Below are 21,053 nucleotides of genomic sequence, written 5' to 3'. Positions count from 1 at the left end.
TAATTTTAATTATAACATTTTAAGAGTGATTATCAAAATTTTATTTTATCTTTTACTATAAAAACAGCACAAATAGCTAATAACGCTAAAAAAATCATGTATATACTCATACCATATAAAAATGGATTTTCATTTTTACTCGCAAGTGTATTAAGCCAAAAAACGAGTTGCGGAGTAATACCGCCTGAAATTGCATAAGCAATATTATAAGAAAAAGAAATTCCTGAAAATCTTATTTTAGCTCTAAAAACTTCACTCATTAAAATAGGTGCGAACACATTAATCCCACCTAAAAAACAAACAATCGAATACAAAATACACACCAAAACCAAATTTTTAAGCTCATATAAAGCATAAAAATATAAAAAAGAAAAAAATACAAAAGCTAAAGAAAAGAAAATGCAAATTTTAAATAAACCAAATTTATCTACAAGATAACCCATAAAAACCCCGCCTAAAGCTATTCCCAAAATTCCTAATATCTGTAAATAACTTCCTTCAACCCCACTTAAATTTAAAATACTGGGCATAAATTTAGGCATTAATAAAACAAGCACAATAACACAACCTGTTAAAACCCAAGTCATCATCATTGATGAAAATAAATTTTTTACAATATCCTTTTCTTTAAATAAATCTTTAAGTGGAAAAGAACTAAGCGATGATTCTTTTTTCATTTGTTTAAAAACAGGAGTTTCTTGCAAAAATCTACGCAAATAAATAGAAATAATCCCAAAAATTCCACCTACAAAAAAAGCAATACGCCATGCATAAGCAGCAATTTCTTCTATGCTAAAAAAAGCATTAATGATTAGAAATACTATACTTCCTAACAAAATTCCTAAAGCCATAGCTGAATTTAAACAGCTTAAAAAGAAAGCTTTTTGTTTTTCTTGACAATACTCTCTTACAAAAACCCAAGCTCCAGGCAATTCTCCACCTATAGCTATGCCTTGAAAAATTCTTATAAGTATCAATAAAACAGGAGCTAAAAACCCAAGAGTTTCATAACCTGGAATAAAAGCTAAGACAAAGGTAGGAAGAACCATTAGTAAAATACTTAGCATAAACATATTTTTACGCCCAAATTTATCTCCAAAATGTGCCATAACTATACCACCTAAAGGACGTGCTAAATATCCAGCTGCAAATGCTCCATAAGTATTTAATAAAGCCCAAAATTCACTCATATCTTTAGGAAAAAATACATTAGCTATATATTCAGCAAAAAAGACAAAAATAATAAAATCATAAAATTCTAAAGTTCCTCCTAGCGAAGAAAGTCCTAAGATCTTAATTTCCTTTGTTTCAAATTTTGATTTTCTCATTGATTAATTACCTTAAATTTTAAAAACATTGTTTTTATTATACTATAATCATTTCCAAAATATTATCTAAAAATTTAAGGATAAATATGTTTAATTTTATAACCACTCTTTTAAAAACCAATCTTTATTTTTTAGAAGAAAAAACCACAAGCAAAAGTTCAAATCAAACCCATATAATCTCTCTTAAACAATCTGATGATGAATTTTTAAATTTATTATTTTCTTTTTTAGTGCCACAAAGCGATGAAGATAAGAATTTTATAGAAAAAACTCGCACAAAAATCAAAAGAAATGAGCATAATATTGTTCTGATAAAAAATCCAAATTTTAATGCTTTAATAGACACAGGGTTTTTGATACTATTGACACATTAAAAGAAAAATTACATATCCATAAAACCGATTTTAAAGATATCACTCATATTATCTTAACACACGCACATCCTGATCATATAGGTGCTTTAATGAGCGAAGAAAATCTTTTTCCAAAAGCTCAAATTTTAATTGATAAAAAAGAATATGATTTTTGGATCAAAAGCGATAGACAAGAAATTAAAAACACCTTGCTTAAACTTAAAAATATAGAATTTATCGATCATTCCAAAGATTTGATCTTTCAAAATTCAGGCATTAAAGCCATACCTGCTTACGGGCATACCCCAGGTCAAAATGCTATCATAATTGATGATAAAATAGTCTTTTGGGGAGATTTACTTCATCTTTATGATATACAAATCCCAAAACCTAAAATCGCTATAAAATTTGATATAGATCAAAATGAAGCTATACAAACGAGGGAAAAACTACTTAAAGAATTTAAAGAAAGAAAACTCAAAGTTATAGGGACTCATGTGCCTTTTATCAAACCTAAATTTTTAGATTAATTACTTAAAAATTACTAAAAATTAAGTAAAAATTTTAATAATTTTTGCTAAAATTATAGCCTTTTTATTTCATGAAAGGAGAAAATTTTGGCAAAAGATGATGTAATTGAAATTGATGGCACCGTACTTGAAGCATTGCCTAATGCAAATTTCAAGGTTGAACTTGACAACAAACATGTAATTTTATGTCATATTGCAGGAAAAATGCGTATGCATTATATAAGAATAATGCCAGGTGATAAAGTAAAAGTAGAACTTACACCTTATAGCCTTGATAAAGGGCGTATAACTTTTAGATATAAATAATCTAAGTTATTTAAAAGCTAATTTTAGATAAAATTAGAGTTTTTGCGACAAATTACATCGAACTATATGAAGAAGTATTTTTAAAATCCACCACTTATTTTGAAAATAGTTGGTTATTCATAAAACCTGATGTAGTCGTAAATCAAGTGGAATTCATTCAAGGAGACGCTCATGAAAGTGAGACCATCGGTTAAAAAGATGTGCGACAAGTGCAAAGTAGTTCGCCGTAAAGGCGTGGTTCGCATTATTTGCGAAAATCCAAAACATAAACAAAGACAAGGATAAACATGGCTCGTATTGCAGGTGTGGATTTACCAAAGAAAAAAAGAATTGAGTATGGACTAACCTATATTTATGGTATAGGACTTTTCACTTCAAGAAAAATTCTAGATAAAGTAGGAATTTCTTATGATAAAAGAGTTCATGAGTTAAGTGAAGATGAAGCAGCAGCTATCCGTAAAGAAATTCAAGAAAACTATATGGTTGAAGGGGATTTGAGAAAACAAGTTGCTATGGATATTAAAGCACTTATGGATTTAGGAAGCTTTAGAGGTTTAAGACACAGAAAAGGCTTACCAGTTCGCGGACAAAAAACAAAAACAAACGCAAGAACTAGAAAAGGTAAGAGAAAAACTGTTGGTGCAAAATCATAAGGATAAATCATGGCAAAAAGAAAAATCGTAAAGAAAAAAGTAGTTAAAAAAAATATAGCAAAAGGTATTGTTTATATCAGTGCGACTTTTAACAATACTATGGTTACAGTAACTGATGAAATGGGAAATGCTATCGCTTGGAGTAGTGCAGGTGGTTTAGGATTTAAAGGTTCTAAAAAATCAACTCCTTATGCAGCACAACAAGCAGTAGAAGACGCTTTAAATAAAGCAAAAGAACACGGAATTAAAGAAGTAGGCATTAAAGTACAAGGACCAGGAAGCGGTAGAGAAACTGCTGTTAAGAGTGTAGGTGCTATGGAAGGAATCAAAGTAACTTTCTTAAAAGATATCACTCCATTAGCTCACAATGGTTGCAGACCGCCTAAGCGTCGTCGTGTCTAAGATATAAGAAAAATTTAGGAGAATATTATGGCAAGATATAGAGGACCAGTAGAAAAATTAGAAAGACGCTTTGGTGTTAGCTTAGCATTAAAAGGAGAAAGAAGACTAGCTGGCAAAAGTGCACTAGATAAACGCCCTTATGCACCAGGACAACACGGAGCAAGAAAAGGTAAAATTAGTGAGTATGGACTTCAATTAAGAGAAAAACAAAAAGCTAAATTTATGTATGGAGTAAGCGAAAAGCAATTCCGTCGTTTATTTGCTGAAGCAGCAAGAAGAGAAGGAAATACAGGGGTATTACTTATCCAACTTTTAGAACAAAGATTAGACAATGTAGTATATAGAATGGGTTTTGCTACAACACGTCGTTTTGCAAGACAACTTGTAACACATGGACATGTTTTAGTAAATGGTAAAAGAGTGGATATTCCTAGCTTTAGAGTAGAAGCAGGTGCTAAAATCGAAATTATCGAAAAAAGCAAAAACAATCCTCAAATTACAAGAGCTATCGAACTTACAGCACAAACTGGAATCGTTGCTTGGGTTGATGTTGAAAAAGATAAAAGATTTGGAATTTTCACAAGAAAACCTGAAAGAGAAGAAGTTGTCATTCCGGTTGAGGAAAGATTTATCGTTGAGCTTTACTCTAAGTAATAGGGGCTAAATATGAGAAATATTACAACATCTGCTTATACGCCAACAGAATTTACAATAGAAAACATTAGTGATACTGTGGCTAAAATCAGTGCTTGGCCTTTTGAGATCGGCTATGGAATCACCCTAGCCCATCCTTTACGCCGTTTACTTTACACTAGCACCATAGGATATGCTCCAACTGCGATTCATATTGATGGCGTAGCTCATGAATTTGATAGCATGCGTGGTATGCTTGAAGATGTAGCACTTTTTATCATTAATCTAAAAAAACTACGCTTTAAAATTAAAGGCGAATCAAATAAAGAAATAGTAGAATTTAGCTTTAAAGGCTCAAAAGAAATTTACGGCAAAGATCTAAACAATGATCAAGTAGAAGTAGTAAATAAAGACGCCTATCTAGCAACAATCAACGAAGATGCTGAACTCAAATTCACACTGATCGTTGAAAAAGGTATTGGCTATGTACCAAGCGAAGAAATTAAAGAGCTTATAAATGATCCTAAATTTATAGCTTTAGATGCTTTCTTTACACCTGTAAGAGAGGCAACCTATGATATTGAAAAAGTTTTATTTGAAGATAATCCTGATTATGAAAAAGTGGTTTTAACCGTAACAACTGATGGACAAATCACTCCAAATGAAGCTTTTCAAAATGCTCTAGAAGCTATGTATAAACAATTATCAGTATTTGATAAAATTACCAATGTTAGAAGCGTAATTAAAAATCAAGCAACAAGCAATGAGTTAGAAAATACTAAATTATTGCAAAACATTACAGATTTAAATTTAAGTGCTAGAAGTTATAATTGTCTTGAAAAAGCAGGAGTAGTTTACATAGGCGAGCTTGCTTTGATGAGTGTAAGTGAACTTGCAGGGCTTAAAAATTTAGGTAAAAAATCTCTTGATGAAATTAAAAACATCATGGAAAGCATAGGTTTTCCTGTGGGAACTTCTAAGCTTAGCGATAATAAAGAAATACTTAAAAATAAAATCGCAGAATTAAAAGCACAAAACGAAGGATAAAGAATGAGACATAAACATGGATATAGAAAACTTGGCAGAACTTCATCTCATCGTGCTGCCTTATTAAAAAATTTAACTATAGCTTTAGTAAATAGCGGAAAAATCGAAACCACTCTACCAAAAGCTAAAGAATTAAGAGGTTATGTAGAAAGATTGATTACTAGAGCAAGACTTGGAGATTTTAACGCTCATAGAGCAGTTTTTGCTTTATTACAAGATAAAAACGCTACCAATAAACTAGTAACTGAAATTGCTCCAAAATTCAAAGATCGCAATGGCGGATATACAAGAATCATCAAAACAAGAATTCGCCGTGGTGATGCCGCTGAAATGGCTTTCATCGAATTTGTAGCTTAATCAAATCCTAGCTTTTGCTAGGATTAATACTTCAATTAAATATCCTAAAAATAAAAAGTTTTAAATAATTATTTTAAATAAAATTAAATTTATTTATTTTCTAAAACCCTTGCTAAAAATTCAACTACTTATGCTAATATAAGTTTTTAATTTTTAATTTCAAGGATATGTTATGCAAGAAAACACTCGTTTACGTATTGCGATACAAAAATCAGGTAGACTTTCAAAAGAATCCATAGAGCTTCTTTCAGAATGTGGTGTTAAAATGCATATCCATGAACAAAGTTTGATCGCTTTTTCTACAAATTTACCCATAGATATTTTACGCGTTAGAGATGATGATATCCCTGGGCTTATTTTTGATGGGGTTGTAGATTTAGGCATTATAGGGGAAAATGTTTTAGAAGAAAATGAACTTGAACGCCAGTCTTTAGGAGAAAATCCAAGCTATAAGCTTTTAAAAAAGCTAGATTTTGGATATTGCCGTCTTTCTCTTGCCTTACCTCAAGAAAATAAATTTCAAAATTTGAAAGATTTTGAAGGCTTAAGGATAGCTACTTCTTATCCACAACTTTTAAAGCGTTTTATGAAAGAAAATGGGATTAATTATAAAAATTGTATGCTTACAGGTTCTGTTGAAGTAGCCCCTAGGGCAAATTTAGCCGATGCGATTTGCGATCTTGTTTCAAGCGGGGCAACTTTACAAGCAAACAATCTTAAAGAAGTTAAAGTCATTTATGAATCTCGTGCTTGTTTGATTCAGAAAGAAAATGCTTTAAGTAAAGAAAAACAAGCCTTAGTGGATAAAATTATGTTGCGTGTAGCAGGAGTAATGCAAGCAAGAGAATCTAAATACATTATGCTTCATGCTCCAAAAGAAAAGCTTGATAAAATTCAAGCCCTACTTCCAGGAGTTGAAAGACCGACTATCTTACCTTTAGCACACGATGAAAAAAATGTAGCTTTACATATGGTAAGTAAAGAAAATCTTTTTTGGGAAACCATGGAGGCTTTAAAAGAAGAAGGTGCGAGTTCGATTTTAGTTCTGCCTATAGAAAAAATGTTAAAGTGAGTAAAAAATGCAAATTTTAGTATATGATAATTTAGATGAAAAACAAAAAGAAGAAGCGTTAAAACGGCCTGCTATAAGTGCGAAAGATGAAATTTCAAAAATAGTAAGTTCTATCATTAAAGAAGTGCAAGAAAAAGGCGATGAAGCTTTGATAGAACAAGCTTTGAAATTTGATAAGGCTGAAATTTCAAAGATTAAAATCACTCAAAAAGAAATCACTCAAGCAAGCAATCGTTTAGATAAAGATTTACAAGAAGCTATTTTAGTGGCTTATGAAAATATCAAAAAATTTCACGAAGCCCAAATCCCACATGAAATCGCTCTTGAAACTACAAAAGGCGTTAAATGTGAAGTTTTAACACGCCCTATAGAAAAAGTAGGACTTTACATACCAGGGGGTTTGGCACCTTTGTTTTCAACGGTTTTAATGCTAGCTATTCCTGCAAAAATTGCAGGTTGTGAAAAAATCGTTTTAGCAAGTCCTGCAAAAATCAATGATGCTGTGCTTTTTTGTGCTAAGCTTTGTGGCGTGGATGAAATTTATCAAATGGGCGGTGCAGGAGCTATAGCAGCTTTGGCTTACGGTACCCAAAGTGTTTTAAAGGTGGATAAAATTTTTGGTCCAGGAAATGCCTTTGTAACCGAAGCAAAACGCCAAGTAAGTAGCGATATAAACGGAGCAACTATTGATATGCAAGCAGGACCTAGTGAAGTTTTAGTCATAGCTGATGATTTAGCTAATAAAAAATTTGTAGCTAGTGATTTGCTTTCACAAGCTGAACATGGTGCAGATTCTCAAGTGATTTTAGTGTGTTTAAGTCAAGATTTTGCTAAAAAAGCAAGTGATGAAGTCCAAAGTCAATTAGAACTTTTGCCTCGCAAAGAACTTGCAAGCAAAAGCATTGCTAATTCACGCATTATCATAGCTAAAGATTTAAATCAAGCCTTAGAAATTTCAAATCTTTACGCCCCTGAACATTTGATCATACAAACTCAAAATCCACGAGAACTTTTAAAAAGTGTAAAACACGCAGGATCAGTATTTTTAGGAGCTTATTCCCCAGAGTCTATGGGTGATTATGCAAGTGGGACAAATCATGTTTTACCTACTTATGGACTTACTAAAACGCATTCTAGTTTAGGTTTGGCAGATTTTAGTAAAAGAATGACCGTTCAAGAGTTAAGTAAAGAAGGTTTTCTAGCTTTAGGTAAAAGTGTTGAAATTTTAGCACAAAATGAGCATTTAGATGCGCACAAAAATGCAGTAACTTTTCGTTTAGAGAGCTTAAAATGAGTCAAAAAATCCTTTTTATAGATAGAGATGGCACTTTAATAGAGGAGCCAAAAAGCGATTTTCAAATCGATACTCTTGAAAAATTGCGTTTTGAAAAAGATGCTATTCCCACTCTTTTAAAACTAAAAAAATTTGGATTTAAATTTGTTATGGTAAGCAATCAAGACGGTCTTGGAACACCAAGTTTTCCAAAGGAAAATTTTGAAATCGCTCATGAAAAAATGCTTGATATTTTAAAAAGTTGCGGTATAGAATTTCAAGATATTTTTATTTGTCCGCATTTTGAAAATGAAAATTGTGCTTGCAGAAAACCTAAAACCGCTATGTTAGAAGAGTATATCAAACACGAACTTTATGATAAGGAGCAAAGTTTTGTTATAGGAGATCGTGAGAGTGATATGATCTTGGCTTCAAATTTAGGCGTGCGTGGTTTAAAATACGGCGAACTTTCTTGGAAAGAAATAGAAAATGAAATTTTAAGTTCTTTTAGAAGCGCGAGTTATCAAAGAACTACTAAAGAAACAGATATAAAAGTAAAAGTATGCTTAAATGGGGGTAAGGTTAGCATTAAAACAGGTATTGATTTTTTTGATCACATGTTAGAGCAAATCGCTGTACATGGAGGTATAGGGCTTGAAATTTCTTGTAAAGGGGATTTGGAAATCGATGAGCATCATAGCGTTGAAGATGTAGCCTTAGCACTTGGAGCTTGTATCAAAAAAGCTTTAGGGGATAAAATCGGCATTGCAAGATATGGTTTTGCTTTACCTATGGATGAGTGTTTGGCAAGTTGTGCGATGGATTTTTGCAATCGTCCCCATTTAGTCTATAAAGCCAAATTTAAAAAATCTCATTTAGGGGCTTTAAGCACAGAAATGATCGAGCACTTTTTTTATTCTTTAAGCTATGCTATGGGCGTGAGTTTGCATTTAAAAGTTAAAGGCAAAAACGATCATCATAAAGCCGAAGGGCTTTTTAAAGCCTTTGCAAAAGCTTTGAAAATGGCAGTAAAAATAGAAAGTGAAAATTTAGCCAGCTCTAAAGGAGTGATATGAAAATCATCATCATCGATACAGCCTGTGCGAATTTAGCATCTTTGAAATTTTGTCTAGATAGATTAGGTTTTAATGCAACTATCAGTAGGGATTTAAAAGAGCTTGAAAGTGCGGATAAGCTTTTTTTACCTGGAGTGGGTACCGCAAAAGAAGCGATGAAAAATTTAGAACAATTTAATCTTATTGATTTTATTAAAAATACCAAAAAACCTTTACTTGGTATTTGTTTAGGTATGCAAATTTTAGGAAATTTTTCTGAAGAATTAAATCAAGAAACCTTAAAACTTATAGATTTTACAACCCAAAAATTTAAAGCTAAAGAAGGCTTTACTTTTCCACATATGGGATGGAATCAAGTTCATAGCTCTCATGCTTTGTTTAAAGGCTTAGAAGGGGCTTATTTTTATTTTGTGCATAGTTATTGTGTAGGACTTGGAGAATACACTATAGCAGATTGTGAGTATTCGCAAAAATTTAGCGCAAGCGTAATGAAAGATAATTTTTACGGGGTGCAATTTCACCCTGAAAGAAGTAGCGAGGCTGGGGAAATTTTAATTTCAAATTTTATTAAGGATATAGGATGACTCAAATCATACCCGCACTCGATCTTATAGATGGCGAAGTGGTGCGTCTTGTAAAAGGGGATTACGAACAAAAAAAAGTATATAAATACAATCCCTTGGAAAAATTCAAAGAATACGAAAAAGCAGGAGCGAAAGAACTTCATCTTGTAGATCTTACAGGTGCAAAAGATCCTAGCAAAAGACAATTTGCTTTGATAGAAAAATTAGCCAAAGAAGTCAGTGTCAATTTGCAAGTAGGTGGAGGTATACGCTCTAAAGCAGAAGTTAGAGCTTTGCTTGATTGTGGAGTAAAAAGAGTAGTTATAGGATCTATGGCAATTAAAGATGCGACTTTATGTCTTGAAATTTTAAAAGAATTTGGTAGTGAAGCTATAGTTTTAGCCTTAGATACGATTTTAAAAGAAGATTATGTTGTGGCTGTAAATGCTTGGCAAGAAGCAAGCGATAAAAAGCTTATGGAAGTTTTAGATTTTTATAGCAATAAAGGCTTAAAACACATACTTTGCACAGATATTTCAAAAGATGGCACCATGCAAGGAGTAAATGTAAGACTTTACAAACTTATCCATGAAATTTTTCCTCATATTTGCATTCAGGCAAGTGGTGGAGCAGCAAGCTTAAAAGACCTTGAAAACTTAAAAGGAATTTGTAGTGGGGTTATCGTAGGAAAAGCTTTATTAGACGGAGTTTTTAGTGTAGAAGAAGGGATAAGATGTCTAGCAAATTAAGTTACAAAGAACTTGCTTTAGAAATTTTAAAACAAAGCGATAAGCCTTTAAGTGCTAATGAAATTTGGCAAAAAGCTCTTGAAAAAGGCTTAGATAAAAAGCTTTCTAGTATAGGGCAAACTCCAATTGCTACTTTAGGAGCTAGAATATATGTGGATATAAAAGAATTACAACACAATTCTTTATTTATTAAAGCTTCCCAAAAACCCAGAACTTTTTGGTTAAAAGAAAGAGAAAATGAACTTTTAAAGCTTGATGATAAAAATGAAATTACCAATGAAAAACAAGAAAAAAATAAATTTCATGAAAGAGATTTACACCCCTTGCTTGTAAAATTTTTATATGAAAATTTAGATTTTAATTTAAATTGCAAAACAATTTACCACGAACAAAGCAAAAAGGGTAAGAGCGGGGAAGATAAGTGGAATTATCCTGATATTGTAGGGGTTTATTTTCCTTACGATGATTATGAAAAAGAGACCATAACACTTTTAGAAAATATCAAACAAAATAGTTATAAGCTTTTTTCTTTTGAACTTAAAATTGCTTTAAATTTTTCAAATTTAAAAGAATGCTATTTTCAAGCTGTAAGCAATTCTAGCTGGGCAAATGAAGGCTATTTGGTTGTTTTACAAGAAATTGATAGCGAAGTTTTAAGTGAGTTAAGACGCTTAAATCAAAGTTTTGGCATAGGAGTGATAAAACTTGAAAAAGATATTTCAAATTCTCAAATTTTAATTAGTGCAAAAGAAAAAGAACTTGATATTCAAACACTAAATATGCTGATTAATAAAAATCCAAATTTTAAAGAATTTATTGATGATATAAACAAACAAATTAAAGTGGGCAAAGAAGCAAAAATTCAAGCTAATTTTGATGAAATTAAAAGCGATGAAGAAATGGAAAAATATCTTAAAGAAAAATGTATTTTGGAGAAATAAATGCTTACAAAACGCATAATTGCATGTTTAGATGTCAAAGATGGCAGAGTAGTAAAAGGAACACAATTTAAAAACCATAAAGATATGGGAGATATCATAGAACTTGCTAGGTATTATTCTCAAAATGGTATTGATGAACTTGTTTTTTACGATATTGCTGCAAGCGCTAGAAAAGAACGCATATCAAGAGAATGGGTAAGTGAAGTAGCAAAAAATATAAATATTCCTTTTTGTGTTGCAGGGGGTATTAAAAGCGAAGAAGATGCAGCTGAACTTTTGGCTAATGGGGCAGATAAAATTTCTATCAATTCTCCTGCTTTAAATGATCCAAGCCTAATCACACGCCTTGCTAAAAGCTTTGGCGTGCAATGCGTAGTAGTAGGGATTGATAGTTTTAAAGATGAAAATGGAAATTTAAAAGTATTTCAATACACAGGGGATGAAAAAACAAGTAAACATAGTGGAAAAAGCACTTTAGAATGGGTTAAAAAAGTGCAAGATCTAGGTGGAGGCGAAATTGTTTTAAATATGATGAATCAAGATGGTGTTAAAAATGGCTATGATTTAGAACAATTAGAAGCTGTATATAAAATTTGTAAAGTACCTTTGATCGCAAGTGGGGGAGCGGGAAAAATGGAACATTTTTTAGAAGCTTTTAAACTAGGTATAGATGGGGCTTTAGCTGCTTCTGTTTTTCATCAAAAACTTATAGACATTAAAGAATTAAAAATTTATCTTAAAAATCAAGGCTTAAGTATAAGGATATAATATGCAAAATTTCAAAGAACTTAATGAAAAAATCGCTTGGCAAAAAGTGGATAATCTTTTACCTGTCATCATCCAAGATGCAAAAACTTGCGAAGTTTTAATGCTAGGCTTTATGAATAATGAAGCCTTAGAAAAAAGCTTAGAAAGTGGCAAAGTAGTCTTTTTTTCACGCACAAAACAGCGTCTTTGGATGAAGGGTGAAGAAAGTGGAAATTTCTTAAATATCATAGATTTAAGCTTAGATTGTGATAATGACACGCTTTTAATTTTAGCAAATCCTGTAGGGCCTACTTGTCATACGGGCGATATTTCTTGTTTTGAAAAAATTTCTAAAAATGCAGATTTTGTTTTTCTAGCCAGACTTGAAAAACTTATCAATTCACGCAAAAATGCCGATGAAAATACTTCTTATACAGCAAAACTTTTCAAAAGTGGCACAAAACGCATTGCACAAAAAGTTGGTGAAGAAGGCGTAGAAACAGCTTTAGCAGCGACAGTAAAAGATAAAGAAGAGCTTATTTGTGAAGCAGCGGATTTAATGTATCATTTAAGTGTTTTACTTACAGATGCAAATCTTAGTTTCTCAGATGTGATTTCAAAATTAAAAGAAAGACATAAAGCTTAAAGCTTTATGTAAATAAATTTATATCAATGCAAGGCTTCGTTAAGTTTGACTGCTTTTTTATTTAAAACTACTATCATAGCACCACTTATAGAATCTTGACGGAAATGTAGTCCATTTAAACCTTTAAGCTCTAAGCCTTTGTAAATTTCTTTATCAAAATTAAAATAAGGATTAAGTTTAGCAAGTTCCTCGGCATCTTTGAGTAAAAATTTCGTTCCTTCTAACACCGCAATACCTGCATCAACTATACAATTATCCCCTAAAGGAATTCCTGTAACTGAATTAGCTCCTAAAAGACAAGCCTTACCTACACTTATAGCATTGCCACTTGTTCCACTTAAAACACCTAAAATCGAAGCTCCACCACCTACATCAGAACCTTCTCCTACTATAGCACTTGAGCTAATACGCCCTTCAACCATACAAGCTCCTGTTGTGCCTGCATTAAAATTCACATAACTTGCCCCTGGCATGATGGTTGTTCCTGCTGCTAAAGATGCACCCATTCTTACTTTGGAACTTTCTAAAATTCTTGTATTATCCTCAGGGATAATATGCGCTAAAAATCTTGGGAATTTATCAACAAAATCGATTTTTGGATATTGATTGCTCATTTTTAAACGCATTTCATTTGCTCTTAAATACTCAAGCTCGATAGGCTTATCATCACTCCAAGCTACATTGCTTAAAAGTCCAAAAGCTCCATTTAGATTGATACTTCTTAAAGGTACTTTTTTAGTAGAAAGCAAATAAAGTTTTAGATAAACACTTTCTACACTTAAAGGTTCTTTATCTTCAAAAAGACAAACAAAAGCAAACTCATCGTCTTTAAATTTATCTTTGATAATCTTTAATAAATCAATATTTTGATGCCCTTCTTCTTCTAAAAAAGGTTTAAAACAAGAAAGTGCAAAATCAATATCTTCTAATTTTAAAGTTTGCACAAACTCACTCGCATTAAAATCAATCTCCACGCCCCTTTGCATAAAAGCTTCAAGCATGATTGCTGCTGAGCCAAAATTTTGCTCGTAATTAATCAAAGCAAAACTTGCTTGCAAGATTTTATTTTTATTTAGCTGTCCTCTATCAAGCCTTGCTATACCAAAAGCTTTAGGTTTTTTATAACCACGTTTTTGCTCGATTTGTTTGATTAAAAGTAAAAAATCTTCTTTAGTATTAATCATTTTCTTTTCCTTATCCACTTAATTTTTAATGCGAACACGCACTTTTTCCATTCATCACAGGTTGTATAGCAGAATTATCCGCACCACCTTCATTGTTAATCTTTTCTATAAAACTCCAAATTTTTTCGGCCGCCATTAAATAACGCCTTGAACTCACACTTTCAGGGTGATAAAAACTCACAGGCTTGCCTTCATCTCCACCTTCTCTTACTATCATTTCTATAGGAATTTGTGCTAAAACTTCACTTTTATAGGCTTTTGCCATATCTTCAGCTGTTCCTTTACCAAAAATATCATACTCTTTACCATTATCAGGACATAAAAATCCACTCATATTTTCAATCACACCCGCTATAGGAATATGAAGTTTATTAAACATATCTAAAGCTCTTTTGCTATCGTCTAAAGATACGGTTTGAGGCGTGCTTACACAAACTCCTGCAGTAATAGGAATACTTTGCGCAGAAGTAATTTGTGCATCGCCTGTTCCTGGAGGCATATCTAAAAACAATACATCAAGTTCAGGCCAAATCACATCAGCTAAAAGTTGCTCGATTGCTTTCATAATCATAGCTCCACGCCACATAAGACCTTGACCCTCTTCGATCAAAACCCCCATACTCATCATATAAACACCATGAGTTAAAATAGGCTTTAATCTCTGCCCTACTACTTCAGGCTGAGTTTTGGTTTCTCCTAGCATTCTTGGAATATTTGGCCCATAAATATCCGCGTCTAAAATCCCTACTCTTTTTCCCATTTTAGCCATGGAAATTGCTAAATTTACTGTAGTTGTAGATTTACCCACACCACCTTTTCCACTTGAAACCATGATGAAATTTTTTACTTGTGGAGCGATATTTTTTCCACTTCTTGAATTACTTTTTTCTTCAGGAATTTTTGGAGTGATGATATTAAGTTCGATATTTTTTAAAGCCAAACTCGATAAAGCTTCAGTAGCATTTTTACGAATTTCATTAGCTACTTCAGGATTTGCTGAAACGATTTCTATATCAATGAATACACCATCATCTTGAATTTTAATATCTTTTACAAAGTTAAAACTCACTATATCCTTTTCAAAACCAGGATATTTTACAGTTTTTAATTTCTCTAAAATTTGTTCTTTCATATTTTTTCCTTGTCTTTTAAAAAAATCAATTTTACTAATAAAATGATAAAATTTAGCTTTTTATAAGTGTATAATATGGTAACATTATAAAAACCAACAATATTAAAAAGAGGAATGAAAAAATGAGTGAAATTAGCCTCATTATGTTAGCAGCTGGAAATTCTACTCGTTTTAACACAAAGGTAAAAAAACAATTTTTACGACTTGGAAATGACCCTCTTTGGCTTTATGCAACAAAAAATTTAAGCTCTTTTTATCCTTTTAAAAAAATAGTTGTTACCTCTAGTAATATCACTTATATGAAAAAATTTACTAAAAACTATGAATTCATAGAAGGTGGTGATACCAGAGCAGAATCCTTAAAAAAAGCCTTAGAGCTCATAGATAGCGAATTTGTTATGGTAAGTGATGTAGCAAGGGTATTGGTGAGTAAAAATTTGTTTGATCGTTTGATTGAAAATTTAGATAAAGCAGATTGTATTACCCCTGCTTTAAAAGTTGCAGATACAACACTCTTTGACAATGAAGCCTTGCAAAGAGAAAAAATCAAACTCATTCAAACCCCGCAAATTTCTAAAACCAAATTGCTTAAAAAAGCCTTGGATCAAAACCTAGAATTTACAGATGATAGCACAGCTATAGCTGCAATGGGTGGAAAAATTTGGTTTGTTGAAGGTGAAGAAAATGCAAGAAAACTAACCTTTAAAGAAGATCTTAAAAAACTTGATTTGCCTACACCTAGCTTTGAAATTTTTACTGGCAATGGTTTTGATGTGCATGAATTTGGAGAGAATCGCCCTTTGCTTTTAGCAGGAGTGCAAATTCATCCTACTATGGGGCTTAAAGCACACAGCGATGGAGATGTTTTAGCTCACTCTTTAACCGATGCGATTTTAGGTGCTGCAGGACTTGGAGATATAGGAGAGCTTTATCCTGATACTGATATGAAATTTAAAAATGCCAACTCCATGGAGCTTTTAAAACAAGCTTATGATAAAGTCAGAGAAATAGGTTTTGAACTCATTAATATAGACATTTGCGTCATGGCACAAAGCCCTAAACTTAAAGACTTTAAACAAGCTATGCAAAGCAATATAGCTCATACCTTAGATTTAGATGAATTTAGAATCAATGTTAAAGCCACAACAACGGAAAAATTGGGTTTTATTGGAAGAAAAGAAGGTATGGCGGTGCTTAGTAGTGTAAATTTAAAATATTTTGATTGGACAAGATTATGAAAGTTTTAATTATTGAAAATGAAATTTATCTAGCGCAAAGCATTAGCATTAAACTAAGTGATGCTGGATATAGCTGTGAAATTATTAACTCGTTTGATGAATACAATGGTGAAAAATACTATGACATTATACTGCTTTCTACAAATACTAATAATTTTCTAAAAGCCGTAGGTCAATTTAAACATAGTATTATTATTTTGCTTATTTCTTATATAAGTACAGATACAGTTTCAAATCCTTTGAAATTAGGTGCTAGTGATTATATTCAAAAACCCTTTATGATAGAAGAGCTGATTAGAAAAATAAAGCATTATCAGGATTTTAGAAAACTTTCAATCCTTAATAAAGCTTATCAAAGCTATATCAAATCAAGATTAGAAACAATCAAAATTCCAGAGTATAATTATAAAAAATTAAAACTTCCATTGATATTAAAATCCAACAAGCAAAGCAGCGCTGATGCTTTTGTTTTTAATTATGCAAATGAATGTGACATTACTCTTTCTTTTATTGATTTAACATCTACAAATTCAGTTGAAAAAGTTATGAAACTTCCCACAGAAAACAATCTTTTATTTTTGAGTAATTTTCAAGCATTAAAAGCAGCAGAAAAGGAAAAACTCCTAGATTTTATACAAAACAAAAATGTTATTTTGCATACCAATTCAAATACAGATGATTTAAAAATAAACTGCATTAATTTAAATGATAATGAAAAAAATATCAATAGCAATGAAATTTTAACTATAGATGAGTATGTAAAATATGTTATTATAAATTACCAAAATATATTTCCTGATACCGATCTTTCAAAAAAATTAGGCATTTCACGTAAATCTTTATGGGAAAAAAGGAAGAAATATGAAATCAGCAAGAAAAAATAAAAACATTATCATAGATCAAAATGAATTTGGCATCTTATCACTTATTAAAGAAGGTTTGCTAGGCACTTGCACTCATTTAATGAATGAAAAAGAAGTCAATGAAATCATTAAATCAGGAAAATTTAAAGGAGAAAGCTTTCCCTATCCCTTAAGCTTTGCACCAAAAAATGCCGAAGAAGCACTAAATGATATAAAATCTGGCGATAGAATCGATCTCATGCTAGATGAAAAAGTAGTAGGACATATAGATTTTAAAAGCCAATTTAAAAATAATAAAAATTTTTCTGATATTTTCAGTCCTAACACTTGCTCTTTAGAAGACATGGGAACAACTTGCATAAGTGGAAAAATAGAAATTTATAATTCTCAAATTGAAAAAATAAAAGAGAATTTTCAACAAATCAAAAACAATCTTAATGCACAAAAAATTACTGCTATAGTTTCAAGTTTTGATCCTTTGCATCGTGCCCATGAAAGAATGTTTCGTTGGACTATTGATAAAGCAGATTTAGTTGTAATTTTTCTTGTAGAATCTTTTGATGTAAATGGGTTTGAATTCGAACTTAAAGAAGCATATTTGAAAAAATTTATTCAAAACTATCTTCCACCGGATAGAATTTTCATTTTTCCATTAAAAAATATTAATATTTTTCACGCTCATTTAAATCCTGGCTTAGAAAGTATTATCGCAAAAAGTCTAGGTTGTACCAAACTAGTAGTAGGACAAAATCATACAGGACTTGGAATGTTTTATGATGATAACCAACCAAAAACCATACTTGATGATTTTTCCAAGGACTATGGCATAGAAGTGATCGTTTTGCCTGAATTTGTATTTTGCGATCAATGTCGCATGATTGTTAGCACAAGATCTTGCCCTCATGGTTGTCATCACCATTTGCACTATAATTCTCAGTCTTTAAAAGATTTACTAAGAGCGGGTATCATTCCTCCAGCAATTTTCATGCGCAAGGAAGTATCTAGTGTTATTTTAACTTCTCTTTTTCCAAATAGATTAAAAAATATGCAAAAAATTTATAATGAGCTTTTTCCAACTGATGGAATTTTAGAATACAAAAATGATGAAGAATTTTATCAAAAACTTTTAGAAATTCATCAAATGTCTTATATGGTGTAATAAAATGCAAAAATTATTTTTAACTTTTTTTTATTCAGGTTCTGTAAAAAAGGCAAGTGGGACTTTTGGTACTATCGCTGCTTTAATACCTGCTTTTTTTATACTTAAATATCTCGGGATTAACACTTTGTTTTTACTAAGCATTTTAATTTTTGTTGCAAGTATTCGTGTTATAGATGATTATGAAAAAAAAACAGGAATTCACGATGACAAACACATAGTTATCGATGAGGTTGCTGGAGTTTTTCTTGCTTGTGCTATTGCAGCAAGTGTTGAAAACTCGATAGTCAATTTTATTTTGGCTTTTGTTTTATTCAGACTCTTTGACATTACAAAACCTTCTATTATTGGTAAGATAGATAAAAAAGTCAAAGGCGGACTAGGTGTAATGCTTGATGATATGTTAGCAGGATTGTTTGCTGGACTTTTAAGTGCGGTAATTTATGGATTTTTACTTAAATTTAATTTAGTTTTTTGGGATATAAATTTAAAAGACTTATTTTGAAATTTTGCTTAAATTAATTAAATTTTAAATTTTATTCTTATATAATTTAGTCTTTAATTTCAAAAAAGGAAAATATAAATGGCAAACCATAAATCTGCTGAAAAAAGAGCAAGACAAACTATTAAAAAAACAGAAAGAAATAGATTCTATAGAACAAGACTTAAAAATATAACTAAAGCCGTAAGAGAAGCTGCAGCAAATGGAGATAAAAATGCTGCTAATGAAGCTTTAAAAGTAGCTAATAAAAGCATTCATGCTATGGTAAGTCGCGGTTTCATTAAAAAACAAACTGCTTCTCGCCGTGTAAGCCGCTTAGCCCTTTTAGTAAATAAAATCGCATAATTTTCTATATAGTTTTTAATGTTAGCTAGCAAACTAGATCCTTTTTTAAAACGCTTTGAAGAGTTAAATTCTCTTCTTAGCAGTTCTGATATAATCAACGATATCAGTAAAATGACTACACTCTCTAAAGAACAAAAAAATTTAGAACCTATCGTTTTAAAAGCTAAAGAGTATTTAAAAACTTTAGACAATATAGAAGAAAATAAAGCTTTGCTAAACGATCCAGAACTTGGGGAACTTGCGAAAGAAGAACTAAAAACTTTAGAAGAATTAAAACCAAAGCTTGAAGAAGAGATTAAAATTTTACTTCTTCCTAAGGATCCCAATGATGAAAGAAATATTTTTCTTGAAATTCGTGCAGGCACAGGTGGCGATGAGGCATCTTTATTTGTAGGAGATCTTGTAAAAGCTTATGCAAGATATGCTGAAAATCGTGGCTATAAACTTGAGATTGTAAGTTCTAGTGAAGGAAGTGTAGGTGGATTTAAAGAAATCATCATGCTTGTTAAAGGAACAGGAGCTTATTCAAGACTTAAATATGAAGGTGGAACGCACCGTGTTCAAAGAGTTCCTCAAACAGAATCCCAAGGACGCGTGCATACTTCTGCTATCACCGTGGCAGTAATGCCAGAAGTTGATGATATAGAAATCGAAATCAATCCAAACGATCTTAAAGTTGATGTTATGCGATCTTCAGGACATGGTGGACAAAGTGTAAATACTACTGATTCAGCTGTTCGTATCACTCATATCCCTACAGGTATAGTTGTAGTCAATCAAGATGGAAAAAGCCAACACAAAAATAAAGAAAGTGCGATGAAAGTCCTAAAAGCAAGGCTTTATGAAATGCAAGAGAGTGAAAGACTGGCAAAAGAAAGTGAAGTAAGAAAATCACAAGTAGGAAGCGGAGATAGAAGTGAACGCATTCGCACTTACAATTTTCCACAAAATCGTATCAGCGATCATAGAATAAATCTTACTTTATATCGCTTAGATGCCATTATGCAAGATGGGCTTTTTGATGAAATCATAGAACCTTTAATCACTCATCATCAAGCCCAAGCTTTACAAGAACAAAATTTATAAGATTTTATATAAATTAATGCTTATGTAGGAATTTATGTGGATTTCCACTAGCACCTACATGTGTAACATTTCCATTTTCTATATCATAAGCTTGACCAAAACCTTTTACAAAGCGTCCTTTTTTAAATTCAAGCTTTACTAGATGAAAATCAAGCATCTTGCGTATAGTTTTAATGCCTCCTTCTCCTCCGGTTTGTTTTTCAAACTCATCATAAATTTGATCAAATCTTTCACCTCTCTCTAAAAAGCTTGCATTTACTCTATAGCGCAATCTTTTGCGAAGTATCACAGAAGCGGCTTTACTCTCATCCTCTAAAAACATTATTTCTATATTGTTTGGATTTACTTTGATGTTGTTAAAATGTTCGCTTACTTCACTTATATAAATATAATTTCCCCATTGTGTGCTTACAAAAGGTGCATACGAGCAAACAACTTCTCCATTTGCATTTAAAGTTGCCAAAGCTACAGAATTAAAACTTAGCATAAATTCATTTAATTCTTTTTCTACGCCACTAAAATTTTGCTCGCTCTTTGCACTCATGCAAAGGGATATTATAGCATCTTTAATCGTGTTTTCATCGGCTTTTTTGGGAAATTCCACTCGTAAATTTTCTTTATCATTGTAAACAAGATCTAAGCCATTAAAATCAACACTTTTTAGAAAAACATCTTGTACTTGCTCAATACCACCAAATTTTTTACAAAGATCGACTAAATTTGATTTATGATGATCATTCATATGAGAAATAATGCTTTCAAAATTCATTTTTATCCTTTCTTGATTTTAAAATAAAATATTAAAAAAAATGGTATCAATTATCAAATTAAAAAGCACTTAAAATATATAAATTATCTATTTTAACAA

Annotated in this window: 25 protein-coding genes and 1 pseudogene; 22 read left to right on the top strand and 4 right to left on the bottom strand. The window is 31.5% G+C overall.

What is annotated here, in order from left to right:
• Positions 1–32: 32 nt before the first annotated feature.
• Complete coding sequence (locus BGS40_RS08830; RefSeq protein WP_032591131.1) at positions 33–1,328, bottom strand: MFS transporter; 1,296 nt, start codon at positions 1,326–1,328, stop codon at positions 33–35.
• 86 nt (positions 1,329–1,414) lie between these two features.
• Between BGS40_RS08830 and BGS40_RS08825 the strand changes: the two are divergent.
• The 16 genes and pseudogenes from BGS40_RS08825 to hisIE all read left to right on the top strand — a co-directional run bounded on the left by BGS40_RS08825 (position 1,415) and on the right by hisIE (position 12,676).
• Positions 1,415–2,211 (top strand): annotated as a pseudogene (locus BGS40_RS08825) (MBL fold metallo-hydrolase).
• Positions 2,212–2,298: 87 nt separating this feature from the next.
• A complete protein-coding gene (gene infA / locus BGS40_RS08820; RefSeq protein ID WP_002781436.1) occupies positions 2,299–2,517 on the top strand; it encodes a translation initiation factor IF-1 in 219 nt (72 codons plus the stop codon).
• Positions 2,518–2,688: 171 nt separating this feature from the next.
• The gene (gene rpmJ / locus BGS40_RS08815) at positions 2,689–2,802 is read left to right on the top strand and encodes a 50S ribosomal protein L36 (RefSeq protein ID WP_002781429.1); all 114 of its coding nucleotides are present in this window, start codon (positions 2,689–2,691) and stop codon (positions 2,800–2,802) included.
• A 2-nt stretch (positions 2,803–2,804) separates the two neighbouring features.
• The gene (gene rpsM, locus BGS40_RS08810) at positions 2,805–3,170 is read left to right on the top strand and encodes a 30S ribosomal protein S13 (protein WP_002800121.1); all 366 of its coding nucleotides are present in this window, start codon (positions 2,805–2,807) and stop codon (positions 3,168–3,170) included.
• Positions 3,171–3,179: 9 nt separating this feature from the next.
• Complete coding sequence (gene rpsK / locus BGS40_RS08805) at positions 3,180–3,572, top strand: 30S ribosomal protein S11 (RefSeq protein WP_002779544.1); 393 nt, start codon at positions 3,180–3,182, stop codon at positions 3,570–3,572.
• Between the two features lie 27 nt (positions 3,573–3,599).
• A complete protein-coding gene (gene rpsD, locus BGS40_RS08800) occupies positions 3,600–4,226 on the top strand; it encodes a 30S ribosomal protein S4 (RefSeq protein ID WP_002856574.1) in 627 nt (208 codons plus the stop codon).
• A gap of 12 nt (positions 4,227–4,238) precedes the next feature.
• Positions 4,239–5,252, top strand: a complete 1,014-nt coding sequence (locus BGS40_RS08795; RefSeq protein ID WP_002855748.1) for a DNA-directed RNA polymerase subunit alpha — start codon at positions 4,239–4,241, stop codon at positions 5,250–5,252.
• A 3-nt stretch (positions 5,253–5,255) separates the two neighbouring features.
• Positions 5,256–5,609: a 50S ribosomal protein L17 gene (rplQ, locus tag BGS40_RS08790; RefSeq protein WP_002868307.1), complete on the top strand. Its 354-nt coding sequence runs from the start codon at positions 5,256–5,258 to the stop codon at positions 5,607–5,609.
• A gap of 172 nt (positions 5,610–5,781) precedes the next feature.
• Entirely contained in the window at positions 5,782–6,681 is a 900-nt protein-coding gene (hisG, locus tag BGS40_RS08785; protein WP_002866577.1) for an ATP phosphoribosyltransferase, read from the top strand.
• Positions 6,682–6,688: 7 nt separating this feature from the next.
• Positions 6,689–7,975: a histidinol dehydrogenase gene (gene hisD, locus BGS40_RS08780; protein WP_096738628.1), complete on the top strand. Its 1,287-nt coding sequence runs from the start codon at positions 6,689–6,691 to the stop codon at positions 7,973–7,975.
• Positions 7,972–9,030 (top strand): bifunctional histidinol-phosphatase/imidazoleglycerol-phosphate dehydratase HisB, encoded by a 1,059-nt coding sequence (hisB, locus tag BGS40_RS08775; RefSeq protein WP_002858024.1) that lies wholly within the window; start codon positions 7,972–7,974, stop codon positions 9,028–9,030. The genes hisD and hisB overlap by 4 nt, the downstream gene beginning before the upstream one ends.
• Positions 9,027–9,614: an imidazole glycerol phosphate synthase subunit HisH gene (gene hisH / locus BGS40_RS08770; protein ID WP_002862245.1), complete on the top strand. Its 588-nt coding sequence runs from the start codon at positions 9,027–9,029 to the stop codon at positions 9,612–9,614. The genes hisB and hisH overlap by 4 nt, the downstream gene beginning before the upstream one ends.
• Positions 9,611–10,342, top strand: a complete 732-nt coding sequence (gene hisA / locus BGS40_RS08765; protein ID WP_052782053.1) for a 1-(5-phosphoribosyl)-5-[(5-phosphoribosylamino)methylideneamino]imidazole-4-carboxamide isomerase — start codon at positions 9,611–9,613, stop codon at positions 10,340–10,342. The genes hisH and hisA overlap by 4 nt, the downstream gene beginning before the upstream one ends.
• Entirely contained in the window at positions 10,327–11,283 is a 957-nt protein-coding gene (locus BGS40_RS08760; protein ID WP_057042808.1) for a COG2958 family protein, read from the top strand. The genes hisA and BGS40_RS08760 overlap by 16 nt, the downstream gene beginning before the upstream one ends.
• Positions 11,284–12,051 (top strand): imidazole glycerol phosphate synthase subunit HisF, encoded by a 768-nt coding sequence (hisF, locus tag BGS40_RS08755; RefSeq protein WP_052782055.1) that lies wholly within the window; start codon positions 11,284–11,286, stop codon positions 12,049–12,051. It abuts the gene before it with no gap.
• 1 nt (position 12,052) lies between these two features.
• Positions 12,053–12,676: a bifunctional phosphoribosyl-AMP cyclohydrolase/phosphoribosyl-ATP diphosphatase HisIE gene (hisIE, locus tag BGS40_RS08750; RefSeq protein WP_052797914.1), complete on the top strand. Its 624-nt coding sequence runs from the start codon at positions 12,053–12,055 to the stop codon at positions 12,674–12,676.
• Between the two features lie 23 nt (positions 12,677–12,699).
• On the opposite strand, the gene BGS40_RS08745 is transcribed toward hisIE, so the two are convergent.
• Positions 12,700–13,860 carry a tetrahydrodipicolinate N-succinyltransferase N-terminal domain-containing protein gene (locus tag BGS40_RS08745; protein WP_087691714.1) on the bottom strand — a complete coding sequence of 387 codons (1,161 nt, stop codon included), beginning with the start codon at positions 13,858–13,860 and terminating at the stop codon, positions 12,700–12,702.
• Between the two features lie 25 nt (positions 13,861–13,885).
• Positions 13,886–14,992 carry an Mrp/NBP35 family ATP-binding protein gene (locus BGS40_RS08740; protein WP_002868831.1) on the bottom strand — a complete coding sequence of 369 codons (1,107 nt, stop codon included), beginning with the start codon at positions 14,990–14,992 and terminating at the stop codon, positions 13,886–13,888.
• A 122-nt stretch (positions 14,993–15,114) separates the two neighbouring features.
• Between BGS40_RS08740 and BGS40_RS08735 the strand changes: the two genes are divergently transcribed.
• The 6 genes from BGS40_RS08735 to prfA all read left to right on the top strand — a co-directional run bounded on the left by BGS40_RS08735 (position 15,115) and on the right by prfA (position 20,185).
• Positions 15,115–16,230: a bifunctional 2-C-methyl-D-erythritol 4-phosphate cytidylyltransferase/2-C-methyl-D-erythritol 2,4-cyclodiphosphate synthase gene (locus BGS40_RS08735; protein WP_002888515.1), complete on the top strand. Its 1,116-nt coding sequence runs from the start codon at positions 15,115–15,117 to the stop codon at positions 16,228–16,230.
• Complete coding sequence (locus BGS40_RS08730; RefSeq protein WP_002851295.1) at positions 16,227–17,114, top strand: response regulator; 888 nt, start codon at positions 16,227–16,229, stop codon at positions 17,112–17,114. The genes BGS40_RS08735 and BGS40_RS08730 overlap by 4 nt, the downstream gene beginning before the upstream one ends.
• Positions 17,092–18,252 carry a sulfate adenylyltransferase gene (locus tag BGS40_RS08725; protein ID WP_002888517.1) on the top strand — a complete coding sequence of 387 codons (1,161 nt, stop codon included), beginning with the start codon at positions 17,092–17,094 and terminating at the stop codon, positions 18,250–18,252. Before BGS40_RS08730 ends, BGS40_RS08725 begins: the two co-directional genes overlap by 23 nt.
• Before the next feature lie 4 nt (positions 18,253–18,256).
• Complete coding sequence (locus tag BGS40_RS08720) at positions 18,257–18,757, top strand: phosphatidylglycerophosphatase A family protein (protein ID WP_002851418.1); 501 nt, start codon at positions 18,257–18,259, stop codon at positions 18,755–18,757.
• Positions 18,758–18,835: 78 nt separating this feature from the next.
• Complete coding sequence (rpsT, locus tag BGS40_RS08715; RefSeq protein WP_002856547.1) at positions 18,836–19,099, top strand: 30S ribosomal protein S20; 264 nt, start codon at positions 18,836–18,838, stop codon at positions 19,097–19,099.
• 18 nt (positions 19,100–19,117) lie between these two features.
• Entirely contained in the window at positions 19,118–20,185 is a 1,068-nt protein-coding gene (prfA, locus tag BGS40_RS08710) for a peptide chain release factor 1 (protein WP_052802943.1), read from the top strand.
• A 13-nt stretch (positions 20,186–20,198) separates the two neighbouring features.
• On the opposite strand, the gene BGS40_RS08705 is transcribed toward prfA, so the two are convergent.
• On the bottom strand, positions 20,199–20,954 hold the full coding sequence (locus BGS40_RS08705) for a HugZ family heme oxygenase (protein ID WP_002856189.1): 756 nt from the start codon (positions 20,952–20,954) through the stop codon (positions 20,199–20,201).
• Positions 20,955–21,053 lie beyond the last annotated feature (99 nt).

The organism is Campylobacter sp. 107, from assembly GCF_002383835.1.
GTDB lineage: Bacteria > Campylobacterota > Campylobacteria > Campylobacterales > Campylobacteraceae > Campylobacter_D > Campylobacter_D jejuni.
Note: the sequence above shows the minus strand (reverse complement) of the source record. Positions and strands in the feature narration are given on the sequence as shown.

Bases quoted from the DNA above. Each gene is read 5' to 3' on its own strand.
- BGS40_RS08830 (WP_032591131.1), bottom strand. From the start codon at position 1,328: ATGAGAAAATCAAAATTTGAAACAAAGGAAATTAAGATCTTAGGACTT.
- rpmJ (WP_002781429.1), top strand. From the start codon at position 2,689: ATGAAAGTGAGACCATCGGTTAAAAAGATGTGCGACAAGTGCAAAGTA.
- rpsM (WP_002800121.1), top strand. From the start codon at position 2,805: ATGGCTCGTATTGCAGGTGTGGATTTACCAAAGAAAAAAAGAATTGAG.
- rpsK (WP_002779544.1), top strand. From the start codon at position 3,180: ATGGCAAAAAGAAAAATCGTAAAGAAAAAAGTAGTTAAAAAAAATATA.
- rpsD (WP_002856574.1), top strand. From the start codon at position 3,600: ATGGCAAGATATAGAGGACCAGTAGAAAAATTAGAAAGACGCTTTGGT.
- BGS40_RS08795 (WP_002855748.1), top strand. From the start codon at position 4,239: ATGAGAAATATTACAACATCTGCTTATACGCCAACAGAATTTACAATA.
- rplQ (WP_002868307.1), top strand. From the start codon at position 5,256: ATGAGACATAAACATGGATATAGAAAACTTGGCAGAACTTCATCTCAT.
- hisG (WP_002866577.1), top strand. From the start codon at position 5,782: ATGCAAGAAAACACTCGTTTACGTATTGCGATACAAAAATCAGGTAGA.
- hisD (WP_096738628.1), top strand. From the start codon at position 6,689: ATGCAAATTTTAGTATATGATAATTTAGATGAAAAACAAAAAGAAGAA.
- hisB (WP_002858024.1), top strand. From the start codon at position 7,972: ATGAGTCAAAAAATCCTTTTTATAGATAGAGATGGCACTTTAATAGAG.
- hisH (WP_002862245.1), top strand. From the start codon at position 9,027: ATGAAAATCATCATCATCGATACAGCCTGTGCGAATTTAGCATCTTTG.
- hisA (WP_052782053.1), top strand. From the start codon at position 9,611: ATGACTCAAATCATACCCGCACTCGATCTTATAGATGGCGAAGTGGTG.
- BGS40_RS08760 (WP_057042808.1), top strand. From the start codon at position 10,327: ATGTCTAGCAAATTAAGTTACAAAGAACTTGCTTTAGAAATTTTAAAA.
- hisF (WP_052782055.1), top strand. From the start codon at position 11,284: ATGCTTACAAAACGCATAATTGCATGTTTAGATGTCAAAGATGGCAGA.
- hisIE (WP_052797914.1), top strand. From the start codon at position 12,053: ATGCAAAATTTCAAAGAACTTAATGAAAAAATCGCTTGGCAAAAAGTG.
- BGS40_RS08745 (WP_087691714.1), bottom strand. From the start codon at position 13,860: ATGATTAATACTAAAGAAGATTTTTTACTTTTAATCAAACAAATCGAG.
- BGS40_RS08740 (WP_002868831.1), bottom strand. From the start codon at position 14,992: ATGAAAGAACAAATTTTAGAGAAATTAAAAACTGTAAAATATCCTGGT.
- BGS40_RS08735 (WP_002888515.1), top strand. From the start codon at position 15,115: ATGAGTGAAATTAGCCTCATTATGTTAGCAGCTGGAAATTCTACTCGT.
- BGS40_RS08730 (WP_002851295.1), top strand. From the start codon at position 16,227: ATGAAAGTTTTAATTATTGAAAATGAAATTTATCTAGCGCAAAGCATT.
- BGS40_RS08725 (WP_002888517.1), top strand. From the start codon at position 17,092: ATGAAATCAGCAAGAAAAAATAAAAACATTATCATAGATCAAAATGAA.
- BGS40_RS08720 (WP_002851418.1), top strand. From the start codon at position 18,257: ATGCAAAAATTATTTTTAACTTTTTTTTATTCAGGTTCTGTAAAAAAG.
- rpsT (WP_002856547.1), top strand. From the start codon at position 18,836: ATGGCAAACCATAAATCTGCTGAAAAAAGAGCAAGACAAACTATTAAA.
- prfA (WP_052802943.1), top strand. From the start codon at position 19,118: ATGTTAGCTAGCAAACTAGATCCTTTTTTAAAACGCTTTGAAGAGTTA.
- BGS40_RS08705 (WP_002856189.1), bottom strand. From the start codon at position 20,954: ATGAATTTTGAAAGCATTATTTCTCATATGAATGATCATCATAAATCA.